The organism is Stenotrophomonas sp. PD6 (assembly GCF_049199305.1).
Lineage (GTDB): Bacteria > Pseudomonadota > Gammaproteobacteria > Xanthomonadales > Xanthomonadaceae > Stenotrophomonas.
Map to the genome: position 1 here is coordinate 64,826 of NZ_JBLZQD010000014.1, position 14,038 is coordinate 78,863.

At 68.6% G+C, this 14,038-nt stretch carries 13 protein-coding genes; 7 read left to right on the plus strand and 6 right to left on the minus strand.

Going from position 1 to position 14,038, the window contains the following annotated elements; genetic code table 11:
- Positions 1-45 precede the first annotated feature (45 nt).
- Positions 46-900, minus strand: coding sequence for a hypothetical protein (locus ACOZHM_RS16625; protein ID WP_421570423.1), 855 nt, complete (start codon positions 898-900; stop codon positions 46-48).
- 82 nt (positions 901-982) lie between these two features.
- On the opposite strand from ACOZHM_RS16625, the gene ACOZHM_RS16630 reads away from it, so the two are divergent.
- Entirely contained in the window at positions 983-1,609 is a 627-nt protein-coding gene (locus ACOZHM_RS16630) for a phosphatase PAP2 family protein (protein WP_421570424.1), read from the plus strand.
- Between the two features lie 49 nt (positions 1,610-1,658).
- On the opposite strand, the gene ACOZHM_RS16635 is transcribed toward ACOZHM_RS16630, so the two are convergent.
- Entirely contained in the window at positions 1,659-2,624 is a 966-nt protein-coding gene (locus ACOZHM_RS16635; RefSeq protein WP_421570425.1) for a ribokinase, read from the minus strand.
- A gap of 26 nt (positions 2,625-2,650) precedes the next feature.
- Entirely contained in the window at positions 2,651-3,949 is a 1,299-nt protein-coding gene (locus ACOZHM_RS16640) for a NupC/NupG family nucleoside CNT transporter (RefSeq protein WP_421570426.1), read from the minus strand.
- Between the two features lie 201 nt (positions 3,950-4,150).
- On the opposite strand from ACOZHM_RS16640, the gene ACOZHM_RS16645 reads away from it, so the two are divergent.
- The 6 genes from ACOZHM_RS16645 to ACOZHM_RS16670 all read left to right on the plus strand — a co-directional run bounded on the left by ACOZHM_RS16645 (position 4,151) and on the right by ACOZHM_RS16670 (position 10,437).
- Entirely contained in the window at positions 4,151-5,122 is a 972-nt protein-coding gene (locus ACOZHM_RS16645) for a potassium channel beta subunit family protein (RefSeq protein WP_421570427.1), read from the plus strand.
- Positions 5,123-5,384: 262 nt separating this feature from the next.
- Positions 5,385-5,582 (plus strand): hemin uptake protein HemP, encoded by a 198-nt coding sequence (hemP, locus tag ACOZHM_RS16650; protein ID WP_068849295.1) that lies wholly within the window; start codon positions 5,385-5,387, stop codon positions 5,580-5,582.
- A gap of 167 nt (positions 5,583-5,749) precedes the next feature.
- Positions 5,750-7,966 (plus strand): TonB-dependent hemoglobin/transferrin/lactoferrin family receptor, encoded by a 2,217-nt coding sequence (locus ACOZHM_RS16655; RefSeq protein ID WP_421570428.1) that lies wholly within the window; start codon positions 5,750-5,752, stop codon positions 7,964-7,966.
- 5 nt (positions 7,967-7,971) lie between these two features.
- Positions 7,972-8,541, plus strand: a complete 570-nt coding sequence (locus ACOZHM_RS16660) for a Hemin transport protein (protein WP_421570429.1) — start codon at positions 7,972-7,974, stop codon at positions 8,539-8,541.
- A 14-nt stretch (positions 8,542-8,555) separates the two neighbouring features.
- A complete protein-coding gene (locus ACOZHM_RS16665) occupies positions 8,556-9,497 on the plus strand; it encodes a DUF6607 family protein (RefSeq protein ID WP_421570430.1) in 942 nt (313 codons plus the stop codon).
- 133 nt (positions 9,498-9,630) lie between these two features.
- Complete coding sequence (locus tag ACOZHM_RS16670; RefSeq protein ID WP_421570432.1) at positions 9,631-10,437, plus strand: hypothetical protein; 807 nt, start codon at positions 9,631-9,633, stop codon at positions 10,435-10,437.
- Here ACOZHM_RS16670 and ACOZHM_RS16675 read toward each other — a convergent pair.
- The 3 genes from ACOZHM_RS16675 to ACOZHM_RS16685 all read right to left on the minus strand — a co-directional run bounded on the left by ACOZHM_RS16675 (position 10,427) and on the right by ACOZHM_RS16685 (position 13,934).
- Positions 10,427-10,780, minus strand: coding sequence for a DMT family protein (locus ACOZHM_RS16675; RefSeq protein WP_421570433.1), 354 nt, complete (start codon positions 10,778-10,780; stop codon positions 10,427-10,429). The genes ACOZHM_RS16670 and ACOZHM_RS16675 overlap by 11 nt on opposite strands.
- A gap of 71 nt (positions 10,781-10,851) precedes the next feature.
- Positions 10,852-13,338, minus strand: coding sequence for an ABC transporter permease (locus tag ACOZHM_RS16680; RefSeq protein WP_421570434.1), 2,487 nt, complete (start codon positions 13,336-13,338; stop codon positions 10,852-10,854).
- Positions 13,335-13,934: an ABC transporter ATP-binding protein gene (locus tag ACOZHM_RS16685; protein WP_421570435.1), complete on the minus strand. Its 600-nt coding sequence runs from the start codon at positions 13,932-13,934 to the stop codon at positions 13,335-13,337. Before ACOZHM_RS16685 ends, ACOZHM_RS16680 begins: the two co-directional genes overlap by 4 nt.
- Between the last annotated feature and the right edge of the window lie 104 nt (positions 13,935-14,038).

Genomic DNA, 14,038 nt, shown 5'->3' on the forward strand with positions numbered 1-14,038 from the left:
ACTCCCTTGACCGGGGCGGAATCGCCCGGTGCATGCGGCACATTATCACGGGAGCTCGGCGCACCAAGGCAACGACAGCGGTGCCGGCAGCCACGTCTCGCCACCCTGGCAGGCGGGGCACCACGGCAGCCGCAGCACGCGGTCGCGCTCGCCATGCAGGCGGTGCAGGTCGAGCCAGACGCTGCGCTCGAGATAACCCAGCAACAGCTGTGGCTGGTCCAGCAACGGTGCGACCAGCGCCGCGATCCGTGCCGGGTGCGCGGCCACTGCCGGGAGCGCCGGCAGCGGGGCTTCGCCCCAGCGACGTATCACCCGGTTGCCCAGGCAGTACACACAGGCGCTCTGGCCGGGCACCACGTAGGGGCCGAGCGCGAGCGTGTGGTGATAGCTGAGGTCGAGCAGCAGGTGCGGTTGGGTTGGCATCTGCGCGCGGTAACGCGCCAGGGCGGCTTCCCAGCCGAGTCCATGCCGGACCAGGACCAGCAGGTCCGGATCGGCGGTGATCTCCACGCGCTGCAGCTCCGCGCTGCCGTGCCGGTCGAAGGCGTCGGCCAGTCCGGGCAGCGGTTCGCCGAGCCAATCCAGTGCGTAGCGTCGAACCCTGCGCACGGCCGGCGCAGGCGCCAGCACGCCCAGGCGGATCAACTGACGGACGGCCGGGCCGCACTCGGCATCGTCCTGCAATACCGCCAGGGTGTCGTCCTGCCAGTGACCGAGGATCCGTTCGATGATCGTCGGCGTATCGGCCTCATCGACGACATACAGTTCGTCGGCGCCGCCGGATACCAGCAGCAGTTGGCGCTGCGCCTGGGTCTGCGAGAACAGGGCCCAGGCCGGATTGCGTGTCCAGCCGGCGTGACCGGTCTGCGTGCCCGAATCGTTCTGACTGCCTGCTGCCACTGCGTACCGTCCGTGCCTCCGCCGATGCGCAAGAATAGCGACAAACAGGCCCGCCAAGTTCTGCTACGGTGCGCGCGTGCCCATGCCGCCCCTTCCCAACGCTCCGGTTCCTCCGCCCCCGTGGCGCGAGGCCATCGTGTGGATGCTGCTGCTCGGCGCGATGTTCATCCATGGCTACAGCTGGACCAACCACTGGGCCGCAGGCCAGGCCCACACCTACAGCCTGCACGGTCGTTGGGACGATGCGATCCCGTTCTGGGCATGGACGATCTGGCCCTACCTGGCGCTGAACCTGCTTTACCCGCTGACGTTCTTCCTCTGCCCGACCCGGTCGGCATTGCGCCGCCATGCGCTCGCCATCGCATTGGTGCAGGCCGTGTGCATGCTTGCCTTCGTGTGCTGGCCGACCGGCAATGTTCGTGTGCTGCCACAGCCGGAAGGCGCGAGTGGGCTGTTGTTCGCGCAACTGCGGGCATTCGAAGCGCCGTTCAACATGGCGCCGTCGCTGCACGCCGCCGTACTGGTGCTGGTGTGGCAGGCATGGCGGAACGCGTTGCAGGCGGGTGCGGCGGCATTGCGCTGGCTGTGGCATGCCAGCTGCGGCCTGATCCTGCTGTCGACCGTGACCACCTGGCAGCATGATCTGCTGGATGTGCTTGCCGGCCTGCTGCTCGGCGCGCTGGCGCTGTGGGTCACGCGATGGAAATGAAGAGGCCAGCGCGAACGCTGGCCTCTCCCGGTATCCGCAACGGTGACGCTTACTTGCTTTCGACGTCGGCCGGGGTGAAGTGCGGCATCGCCACGGCGGCGCCTTCCTTCTCGGTGGAACGGCCGGCGAACTGGTTGGCGAAGCGAACGTGGCGCGAGAAGGCGGCGTCCGGGTCCTGCGCGAGCGAGGCGACCAGGGCGCCGTTGAAGGCGTCGCCGGCACCGGTGGTGTCGACCACCTGCACCTGTTCGGCACCCACGCGGTAATACGGCTGGGTGTCGCCACGCAGGTTCTCTTCGGCGTGCGAGACGAACACGCCGACCGCACCGAGGGTGACGACCACGGTGCCGTTGCCGACCAGCTTGCGGCACAGGGCGTGCAGGCTGGCGCCGTCGAGGGCGGCGACGTCGTCGGCGTCCACGCGTTCGCCGACATGGCGGCCGAGCAGGGCGGCGAACTCGGTCTCGTTCGGGGTCAGCACGTCGGCCAGCTTGAGCAGGCCGATGCTGGACGGGGCGTCGGCCGGTGCGGCGTTGAGCACGGTGGTGGCACCAGCCTCACGGGCGATGGCCAGGGCCGCTTCGATGGTTTCGACCGGGGACTCGAGCTGGGCCAGCACGACCTTGGCGCCGCTCAGCAGCGCGCGCTGCTGTTCGACGTAGGCGGTGCTGAGCGCGGCGTTGGCGCCCGGGCCGATCACGATGGTGTTGCGGCCGCGGCTGTCCACGTAGATGCCGCCCGTGCCGGTGGGCTCGGTGCTGGCTTCCGCGCTCACGGTGAACCCGTCCTGCTCGGCCAGGCCACGCGCCATCGCACCGCCGGGGTCATCGCCCAGCGCGCACAGGAACGTGGTCGGGGCACCGGCGCGGCAGGCGGCCACGGCCTGGTTGAAACCCTTGCCGCCGGGGCCGGTGCTGTAGCGGCCGGCGATGGTCGCACCCGGGGCCGGGAGCGATTCGCAACGCCACACATGATCCACATTGAAGGAACCGACTACGACGACACTGCTACTCATAAAGACTGTTTCTCAGGGAACGGATATCAGCTGAAATGCGTCAGCACGCCGGCGATGGTCGCCGTCATGAAGGTGGCGATGGTACCGCCGAGCACCGCGCGCAGGCCGAACTTGGCCAGGTCGTGGCGGCGCTCCGGAGCCAGCCCACCAATACCACCGATCTGGATGGCGATCGAGCTGAAATTGGCGAAACCGCACAGGGCGTACGTGGCGATCAGGCGGCCTTCAGCCGACAGCGACACGCCGGGGACCTGGCCGTTGACGATTTCCGACAGCTTGGAGTACGCCACGAACTCGTTGATGACCACCTTCTGGCCGATCAGCGAGCCCACCGTGGTGGCATCGGCCCACGGGGTGCCGATCACCCAGGCGATCGGGGCCAGCAGATAGCCGAAGATGGTCGACAGGTCGGTCGGGCGGCCGATCATGGCCTGCAGGCCGCTCACTTCGCCCAGCCAGGTCAGCGGGGCGTTGAGCAGGGCGATCAGGGCGATGAAGGCCAGCAGCATGGCGCCGATGTTCAGGGCCAGCTTGAGGCCGTCGCCGGCGCCGGCGGCGGCCGCGTCGATGATGTTGCTGGAGGTCTTCTCCACTTCCATCTTCACGGTGCCGCGGGTCAGCGGGGTGCCGGTCTCGGGCACGAGCAGCTTGGCGACCACCAGGGTGGCCGGCGCGGCCATGATGCTGGCAGCCAGCAGGTGCTTGGCGTAGAAGGCCTGCTGTACCGGGTCGTTGCCGCCCAGCATGCCCACGTACGCGGCCAGCACGCCGCCGGCGATGTGCGCCATGCCGCCGATCATCATGGTGATCAGCTCGGACTGGGTCATCTTGGCGATGTACGGGCGCACGGTCAGCGGCGCCTCGGTCTGCCCGATGAACACACTGGCGCAGACGCTGGTGGTTTCCGCACCGGACACGCGCATCACCTTGGTGATGGCCCAGGCCATGGCGCGCACGATCCACTGCATCACGTTGAGGTGGTACATGACCCCCATCAGCGCCGAGAAGAAGATGATCGTCGGCAGCACCTGGAAGGCGAAGATGAACCCGAATTTATTGGTGTCCATCAGGCTGCCGAAAATGAAGCGCGAGCCTTCATTGACGAAGCTGAGCACCTTGACGAAGCCGTCGCCGAGCAGCGAGAACGCCTCGCGCCCGCCGGGCATCAACAGCACCACCGCCGCGAAGGCGATCTGCAGGGTGATGCCGGTCAGCACCAGCCGCCAGTCAACCGAACGCTTGTTGTTCGAGAACAACCAGGCGATGCCGATCAGCACTGCCAACCCGAACAGGCCGAAGCCGATCCTGCCCAAACCTTCGACCATGAGACTTCCCTTAGGGCGCCGCGAAAAACGGGAAGCCTAGAGCAGCGGCAGGGGCGGGGCAAGAAAAAGCGGCGTCCGGGAGCGAACGGCCGCGATTCGGCAAGGATCCATAAGGGTTCGGGGCCTCCGGGAGATACACTGATGCGACTCATTCCGGCCGCCCGCCGCTGTTCTGGCGCGGCCATCCAGCAGGAGAAACGCATGCACTACCGCCGCCTGGGCTCCACCGGCCTGAAGCTGTCGGCCCTGTCCTTCGGGGCCTGGGTCACCTTTGGCGACCAGATCAGCCGCGACGAGGCCCGCAACCTGGTCGCCTGCGCCTGGGACCATGGGATCAACTTCTTCGACAACGCCGAGGGCTACGCCCGGGGCCGCGCCGAGCAGGTGATGGGCGATGTGATCGCCGACCTGCGGCTGCCGCGCGACGGGGTGTGCGTGTCCAGCAAGGTGTTCTTCGGCGCCGTGGACGACCCGCGGCCCACCCAGCACGGGCTGTCGCGCAAGCATGTGACCGACGCCTGCCACGCCGCGCTCAAGCGCCTGCGGGTGGATTACCTGGATCTGTACTACTGCCACCGGCCGGACCCGGACACCCCCATCGCCGAGACCGTGCAGGCCATGGACACGCTGATCCGGCAGGGCAAGGTGTTGTACTGGGGCACCTCGGAATGGTCGGCCGCGCAGATTCAGGAGGCGGTCGAGGTCGCCCGCGCCCGCAACCTGCACCTCCCTTCCATGGAGCAGCCGCAATACAACCTGCTGCATCGCGACCGGGTGGAGCGCGAGTACGCGCCGCTCTACGCCGACCCGGGCCTGGGCACCACGATCTTCTCGCCGCTGGCCTCCGGCCTGTTGAGCGGCAAGTACAACAGCGGTTTCGACCCGGACTCGCGCCTGGGCCAGAGCCAGATGGGCTGGCTGAAGGACCTGGTGCTGGGCGAGGCGGCCGAGCAGCGGCTGGACCGCGTGCGCCGCTATACGGCCGTGGCCGCCGAGCTGGGCCAGTCGCCGGCGCAGCTGGCGATCGCCTGGTGCCTGCGCAACCCGAACGTGTCCAGCGTGATCCTCGGCGCCAGCCGGGTGGCCCAGCTGGAGGAGAACCTGGGCGCCCTGGACGTGCTGGAGCAGGTGGACGCCGCCGGCTGGGCGAAGGTAGAGGCGATCTTCGGGTAGAGACACGCCGTGCGTGTCCCAAGCGGTCTCCGAACACGCGGGTACCGACACGCCATGCCGACCGCTCAACGTAGAGCCACCCCATGGGTGGCTGCGCTTGACCCGGCTACCCCGAAGCCACCCATGGGGTGGCTCTACGATTGATGGTATCAATCGAAATTCAGAAATCAATCATCAATCCCATCAATCAAAATGAGAATGGTTGTTGATTGTCAACTGAGAATCATTATCATCTAAGTCGTCCCTCGCACGAGTCCAGACGATGAACACTCAAGCTGCTGTACTGCTGCGCCCCGAAACGCTGACCCTCCGCGACCGCCCGGTCCGTGCGGTCCCGGCCGAAGAAGTGATCGATAGCGAAGCCCTGCTCAAGGGCCGCCGCGAAATTTTGATCCAGCATGGCGACCGCTTCTATCGCCTGCGCCACACCAGCAACGACAAGCTGATCCTGACCAAATAACGGCCCGCCTCCCCCACGGGGCGCCGCTCGCGCGGCCGCGCGAAACGCCCCTCCTGGCCCGTCGTTGTCCTCACCGCTCTCTCCCCCTCGACGCTTCGCCTGCGACCTCCGGTCCCGGGCGTCGGTCGGGGGTCTCCTTCCGCGTAAAGCCGACTCTGCCAACCACCATGATGCGTTTTTCTGCTCTGCCGGCCAGAGGCCGGCGCTACGGTTTTTCCGTCTGTCTGGCGCTGCCACTGGCCGCCCACGCCGCTGCCCCCGCCACGCCCGATGCCGCCGGCGCGCGCGACTTCGACCGCGTGCAGGTCACCGCGACCCGCACCGAACGCGCGCTCAGCGACGTGGCTGCCACCGTCGATGTGATCGACCGTGAGCAGCTGGACGACCACCTGGTCCGCAACATCAAGGACCTGGTCCGCTACGAGCCCGGCATCTCGGTGACCAGCAGCCCGGCCCGTTTCGGCCTGGGCGGATTCCGCATCCGCGGCCTGGACGGCAACCGCGTGCTGGTCCAGACCGACGGCATCGCCATGCCCAAGGCGTTCAGCATTGGCAGCTTCTCCGACGCCAACCGCAACTTCACCGACCTGGAAACGCTCAAGCGGGTCGAGATCGTGCGCGGCCCGGCCAGCGCCCTGTACGGGTCCGACGCACTGGGCGGCGTGGTGGCCTTCGTCACCAAGGATCCGGCCGATTACCTGAAGGACGGCAAGAACAGCTACGTCGGGCTGAAGTTTGGCTACGACGGCGAATGGAAGGGCCTGCTCGGCAGCGCCACCACCGCCTTCGGCGGCGACCATTGGAGTGGCATGGTGAACGTCAACCATCGCCAGGGCCAGGAAACCGAGAGCATGGGCGATGTGCGCAGCAACGACCGCACCCGCACCGCCGCCAACCCGCAGGACCGCGATGGCCGCAGCGTGCTCAGCAAGCTGGTCTATGCGCCCAGCGAGGACCAGCGCTTCCGCCTGACGGTGGAAGGCAACGAAGACAGCGTGGACACCGACGTGCTGTCGGCCATCGACCACACCACCACCACCGGCATGCAGGCGCGCGACCACCAGACCCGGGCGCGGGTGTCGTTCGCGCACGAGATGGACACCCTGGCCGCCGGCTTCGCCGACAGCCTGTCCTGGCAGCTGTACCGCCAGGACAGCGAGACCACCCAGCGCACCGATGAGCAGCGTGCCAACCGCACCCGACGGCACCGCGAGTTCAACTTCGACCAGCGCGTGTACGGCCTGCAGGCGGTGTTCCACAAGGCGCTGCAGAGCGGCGCGGTCGAGCATGCGCTGACCTACGGGTTCGATGGCGCCTGGACCGAGACGCGCCAGAAGCGCGACGGCTACCAGGTGCTGGCCAACGGCCAGACCAGCACAACGATCCTGCCCGACGCGTTCCCGGTGCGTGATTTCCCGATCAGCAAGACCACCGAGCTGGGCCTGTATGCGCAGGACGAAATGCGCTTCGCCGACGGCCGCTTCTCGCTGGTGCCGGGCGTACGCGTGGACCATTACGAACTGCGCCCGGATGTCGATGCGATCTTCGCCGCCGACAACCCGGGCATGCCGGTGTCCGACCTGACCAAGACCAGCGTGTCGCCGAAGCTGGGCATGGTGTGGCGCTTCGCCGATGACTGGTCGCTGTTTGCCGGCTACTCGCACGGCTTCCGCTCGCCGCCGTACAACGATGTCAACCTGGGCTTCACCAACGTGATGTTCGGCTACACCGCCATTCCCAATCCGGACCTCAAGCCGGAAACCAGCGATGGCGTGGAGCTGGGCGTGCGCTTCCTCACCCCGGCCGCCTATGTGAGTGTCAGTGGCTACTACAACGACTACAAGGACTTCATCGAGTCGCAGCGGCAGGTGGGCATCAACCCGCAGGGGCTGATCGTGTTCCAGTCGCAGAACATCGCAGACGCCGAAATCTACGGTGCCGAATTGAAGGCGGGCGTCGACTTCGGCGAGCTCAACGCCGCAATGGCCGGCTGGTCCTTGAACGGCGCGGTGGCCTGGTCGCGTGGCCAGGACAAGACCGAAGACGTGCCGCTGGAATCGATCGATCCGCTGCGCGGCACGATCGGCATCGCCTTTGATCGTGATGCCTGGGGCGTGGAGCTGCTCGGCACCTTCGCCAAGCGCAAGGACCGCATGGCCAGTGCCACCGCATTCCGGCCCGCCGGTTACGGCGTGCTGGACCTGGTGGCGCACTGGGAGTTCGCGCCCGGCGCGAAGTTCAACGTCGGCGTGTTCAACCTCGGCGACCGCACGTACATCGACTATTCGGCGATCACCTCCGCGCTGGCCACCAGCAGCACGGTGATCGACCGCTACACCAACCCTGGCCGCAACGTGTCGGCCAGCCTTGCCGTGAGCTGGTAGCCATCATGAGCCGAGCCCTTTCCGCACTGCGAATCACCGATCGGTATCTGCGCCCCGGCCAGCTGCCCTCCCCGGAACAGCTGGCGGCATTGGGCACGGTGCTGTGCCTGTACCGCCCCGAGAGCAGCGAGCTGGGCGGCTGGAAGCACGCCGTCTCCGCGCACGCCTGCCAGGGCATGGACAGCGAGGGCATCCGCGAAAGCCTGTGCTTCTCCGATGCGCGCGGGCGCTGCTGCTGGCGGCTGTACCTGCTGCCGGACAGCGACTTCCTGGCTTGGGATCGCCTCGTGTCTGCATTCCCGGCACGCCCGGAACCGGCCAACGAGGGCGGTGTTGCCGAGCGCCTGTGGCGGCGGCTGGCCACCCGGCTGGGCGGCGAGCCCTGGCGGATGTGTGCGCTGCGCCTGCATGTGGGCGACGGGCAGGGCGTGGCCGCCAGCCTGGCGTCGCTGTCGGCGCTGGGTGCCGCCGCCGCGCGCCGCATCGCCCTCGTCGAGGGCGCCGATGGCGAGCTGTGGATCGACGATTCGAACGTCGTGCCGCTTGTCCACCTTTCCCCCATTCGACATTCCTGAAGGGACCTTCGTAGATGAAATTCCAGACAGCCAGCGCGTGGCTGCTGCTTGCCAGCAGCGGTATCGCACACGCCCAGCCCTCCGACCTGCAACGCGACCACGCCAGCATCCTGGCGATGAAGGGCGAATACGTTGTCGACTTCGCGTTCGACGAGACCGTGCTGCTCAAGCCGGGCTACGAGCGCGCGCCGGCGGTCCGCTCCGGTGGCAACGAAGTGGTGATCGTGGTCGAGGACAGCCCCGCGCGCATCGTGCTGCAGCACCTGTTGGTGGACCCCAAGAGCGGCCATGTGACCAAGCACTGGCGGCAGGACTGGGTGTACGAAGCACCGACCCGGTTTGAATTCAGCGCCGACCAGACCTGGCAGGTGCGCCCGATCGACGCCGCAGTCAACGCCGGCGCGTGGACCCAGTGTGTCTACGAAGTCAGCGACGCGCCGCGCTATTGCGGCACCGGCAAGTGGGACTACCGCAACGGCGTGGCGACCTGGACCAGCGACCTCAGCTGGCGGCCGCTGCCGCGTCGCGAGTACACCCGCCGCAGCGACTACAACGCGCTGGCCGTGGTCAACCGCCACACGCTGACGCCGAACGGCTGGACCCACGAACAGTTCAACACCAAGATCCTGCGCGGCGCCGATGGCAGCCAGCAGGAGATCGCACGCGAGTTCGGCTTCAACGACTACAACCGCACCACCGAGGTCGACTTCACGCCGGCCTACGACTACTGGACCGCCACGGCCAACTACTGGGGCAAGGTGCGCCAGCGCTGGAACGGCTTCCTGGGCCAGGCGCCCGGCGTTCACCTGAAGACCAAGCTGGATGGCATGGCGATGATCATGCCGCTGTTCACCCAGGCCCAGGACATCCAGGACGGCAAGCGGGTCAAGGACGCGCAGATCGATGCGGTGTTCAAGCAGTGGGTGGAGAAAGCGCCGGTGGAAACCACGCGCTGAGGCGCGGTCGCGCAGGTCCGCTGCCATGGTGGCGGGCCTCTGGTGCGGCGGAAGGCGGTGAGCGATTCTTGAAAGCAGGGTGGGCGCAGGTGATGACTACTTGCGCTTCCTGCGTAGCGAGAGTCTTCGTTCGATGCATATCCCCAACGTCATCACGGCGGGCCTGGCGGCGGTGGCCGCGTTTCAGGGCGCGCGTGCCGCGCGTGCGGCGTCTGAAGCGCCTGAAGCGCCCGGCGTCTTCCAGATCGAGCATATCTGCAACCGTGGTTCGCCGGTGCCAGCTGACCTGCTGAATGCACTGGGTCGCAACTACGCGGCCTGCCTCGAGTCAAGGATGTTCAGCACCCTGACGCCCCACGGCGAGCGGGTGCTGTGCTTCGGCAACGGCGCGATCGAGGCCAGCTTTCGGGCAACGCTGGATGAGGCGATGCCCAGCGACATCCCCGTATTGCGCGAGGGGCTGCATCGCATGCACCGCAGCCGTGCAACAAATCCGCTCGGGAGTCCTGCGACGGCAGGCCATTCCGCCAGGCAGCTGCGCCGGCAGAACTTCCACGACTACCGCAACAGTGGGTCCGGGACATACACCCGCGGGGTGGACACGCTGGTGGGCGTGCTCCGGCTGCATGTGCCGCCCGAGCAGCGCGGCTCGCTGGAGGCGGCGCGGCAGGCGGTGCGCTCGCCGGAATGCAGCAGGGCGTTGAACGCCGCGATGCCGCCTCTGGTGCGGGCAGAAATCGCCGAGCGGCGCTCGCGGGTCACCCTGCGCGAGATCCGCGATCCGGAGTCCATCAGCGCCGGGCAGGCCGACGCATTGCGCGCCGACCTGGCCGCCATGCGTTTCGGCGACTCGCCGATCAAGCAGCGCATGCGTGAAGACGCGCTGGTGGCGTTGGTGAAGGAAACGCCAACCGACCAACGGTCGGTTGTCATTCTTTGAACATCAGCAACGCGGCAACCACGATGAGGACGAAGGCGGCGTAGTGGTTCCACTTCAGCGGCTGGTCCAGGTAAAACGCCGAGAACACCGCGAACACCACCAGCGTGATGACTTCCTGCATGCCCTTGAGCTGCGGCGCCGAATACACCGCGCTGCCGAGGCGGTTACCCGGCACCTGCAGGCAGTACTCGAAGAAGGCGATGCCCCAGCTGACCAGGATCACCATCATCAACGGTGCGCTCTTGTACTTGAGGTGGCCGTACCAGGCGAAGGTCATGAAGATGTTGCTGCCCAGCAGCAGCAACACGGGGTACAGATAGGCGGTGAATGACGTGCCGGGCATCCGGGCGATCTCGAAGGGCAGGGGCGGGCAGCATACCCATGCCCGCCCCATGCCGGTGTCATCAATCTCGGTTACGCCTCCCGCAACGCCAACGCCGGCGGGGTATGCAGGATCCGTCGCGTGCCCCACCAGCCGGCCAGCATGCTGAGCGCCACGCCCAGCGCGCCACCGACCAGCAGCGGACCCCAGGGCGGGCTGAGCTGCAGCTCGAACACCTGCCGGGCCACCACGCTGCCCAGCAAGGCGGCCGTGCCCACCGCCAGCAGCGCCGACAACAGCCCCAACGCCCCGAATTCCACCAGCACCGCGCCACGCAGCTGGGTGCGGGTGGCGCCCAGCGTGCGCAGCACCGCGCTGTCGTAGCGGCGCTCGCCGGCCGTGGCCTGCAGCGCCGCCAGCAGCACCAGCACGCCTGCCAGCAGGCTGAAGCCCATCACCAGCTGCACCGCCTGGGTCACCCGGTCGACCACCTCACGCACCCGCTGCAGGATGCTGTCGATGTCCAGCAGCGAGATGTTCGGGTATTCCCGGGTCAGCCCAGCCAGCGCCGGCGCCTGCGCGCGCGGCAGGTGGAAGGCGGTGATCAGGTTGTACGGCGCATCGCCCACCGCGCCCTCGTTGAGCAGCAGGAAGAAGTTGACCCGGAACGAGTCCCAGTCAGCCTTGCGGATGCTGGTCACGGTGAAGCGCCGCTCCTGTTCGCCCATCTGCAGGGTCACCGTGTCGCCCAGCTGCATGCCGTAGCGTTCGGCCCAGCCCTGTTCGATGGAGGCTTCGGGTGCCGTGCTGCCCGCTGCCCAATACGTGCCGCTGAGCAGGGTATTGGCCGGCGGGAAGTCATGCCGCCAGGAGAAGTTGACCGGGCGGTTGGCGTCGTCATCGTCGTTGCTGTTGTCCTCACGCGACTGCCGCTGCGGTGGCTTGTCGTTCACTGCCAACAGGCGCCCGGTACTGAACGGCTCGATCCCGGGCGAGGCCACGCCCAGTTTCCCAAGCGCGGCCAGCACCGCCTGCCGCTGCTCGGGCTGGATGTTCATCAGGAAATAGTTCGGGGTGTCGCTGGGCAGGCGGTCGCGCCACTGCGCCAGCAGCCCCGGGCCGATGACGGACAGCAGCAGCAACGCGCACAGCGACAGCGACAGCCCCACCAGCTGCATCACCGCCAGCCCACGACGCCGGGTCAGCGCGGCCAGCCCCAGTTTCCAGCGCCCGCGCAGGCGCGGCTGCAGGCCGCGCAGCAGCCACAGCAGGGCCGCCCCGGCGGCGCCGGCCAGCAGCGCCAGCGCGGCCAGGCCGCCCAGCACCCACGCCGCCAGCCGCACATCGCCGGTGGCCTGCACGGTCAGCGCCACGGTGGCCGCCAGCGCCGCCGCATAGACCAGCAGCGAACTGGGCGGCAGCGTGGCGAAGCTGCGGTTGAGCACCCGCATCGGCGGCACCTTGCGCAGCCGCAGCAGCGGCGGCAGGCCGAAGCCGAGCAGCAGCACCAGGCCGATGCCGGCGCCGCTCAGCGCGGGGGTGGCCTGCGGCAACGGCAGCCGGTTGGGGATCAGCCCGCCGAGTGCCTGCACCAGGCCGGCCTGCGCGGCCATGCCCAGCCCGATGCCGACCAGGCAGGCCGGCACGGCCAGCAGCACCAGCTGCAGCGCCATCGCGCTGAGGATGTCGCGCTGGCGCGCGCCCAGGCAGCGCAGCACGGCCACCTGGTCGATGCGGCGCAGGGCGAAACGGTTGGCCGCCAGCGCGGTGGCCACGCCGGCCAGCAGCACCGCCAGCAGCGCCGCCAGCGACAGGAAGCGGCCGGCCAGGTCGAAGGCGCCGCGCACGCCGCGCTGGGCGTCGGCGATGCCGACAATCCGCAGCCCCTTCGCGCGCGGCTGCAGCCAGCCGCGGAAGTCGGCGACGGCGTCGGCGTCGCCGGCGAACATCATCCGGTAGGAGGCGCGGCTGCCGGGGCCCAGCAGGCCGGCGCGATCGACATCGGCGCGGTTGACCAGCAGCGGCGGCGAGAGCTGCATCAGCTCGCCCGAAGTGTCCGGTTCGGCCTGCAGCACGCGGGTGACGGTGAGCGTACCGGCACCGAATTCGAGTGCATCGCCAACCTTCAGCCCCAGCGCCTGCATCAGCCGCGGGTCGGCATAGGCCTCGCCCACGGCCGGCGTGCCGGCCGCCTCGCTGGCGCCGCCGCCCAGGCTGCGGGCCACGCGCAGCTCGCCGCGCAGCGGGTAGCCGGCGCCCACCGCCTTGATGTTGGCCATCTGGCTGTCATCGCCGTGGAACAGCACGCTGGGGAAGCTGACCATGCGCGTGCTGGCCAGTCCGCGCGCCTTCGCTTCATCGGCGAAGGCCTGCGGCACGTCCTCGCGGCCGCCCAGGCCGAGGTCGCCGCCGAGCATCTCCGCCGCACTGCCGGTCAGCGCCAGCGTCACCCGGTTGACCAGGGTGCCCACGGCGGTCATCACCGCCACGCCGAGCACCAGCGCGGCGAACACGGTCAGCAGGTCGCCGGCAAGGAACTCGCGGCGCAGCGCACGCGCGGCGTGGCGCACCACGTTCATGCGGGGATTCCAGCGGCGTCGACCAGGCGGCCGCCATCGAGGCGGTAGATGCGCTCGCAGCGTTGCGCCAGGCGCAGGTCGTGGGTGACCAGCACCAGGGTGGTATCGCTGGTGGCATTGAGCGCGAACAGCAGGTCGCTGATCTGCTGGCCGGTGGCCTGGTCCAGGCTGCCGGTGGGCTCGTCGGCGAACAGGATGCGCGGCCGCGCCACGAACGCACGCGCCAGCGCCACGCGCTGCTGCTCGCCGCCGGACAGCTGGCGCGGGTAGTGGCGGGCGCGGTGGGTCAGCCCGACCTGTTCGAGCACCTCGCGAACGCGCGCGGCGTCTTCGCGGCCGGCCAGTTCCAGTGGCAGCGCGATGTTTTCCTCGGCGGTAAGCGCCGGCAACAGGTGGAAGCTCTGGAACACGAAGCCGACCTCACGCGCGCGCAGCCGCGCGCGCGCTTCCTCATCCAGCGTGCCGAGCGTGGCGCCGGCCAGCGCGATGTCGCCGCGGCTGGGCAGGTCCAGCCCGGCCAGCAGGCCGAGCAGGGTGGTCTTGCCCGAGCCGGACGCGCCGACGATGGCCACGCTCTCGCCTTCATGGACGGTCATGTCAATGTTGTCCAGTATGTGGACTTCACCCTCCGGGCCACGTGCGGACTTGCCCACGTTGTGGGCGGCGATGGCGACGGGCGCGCTGCGGGGGGACAGGCTGT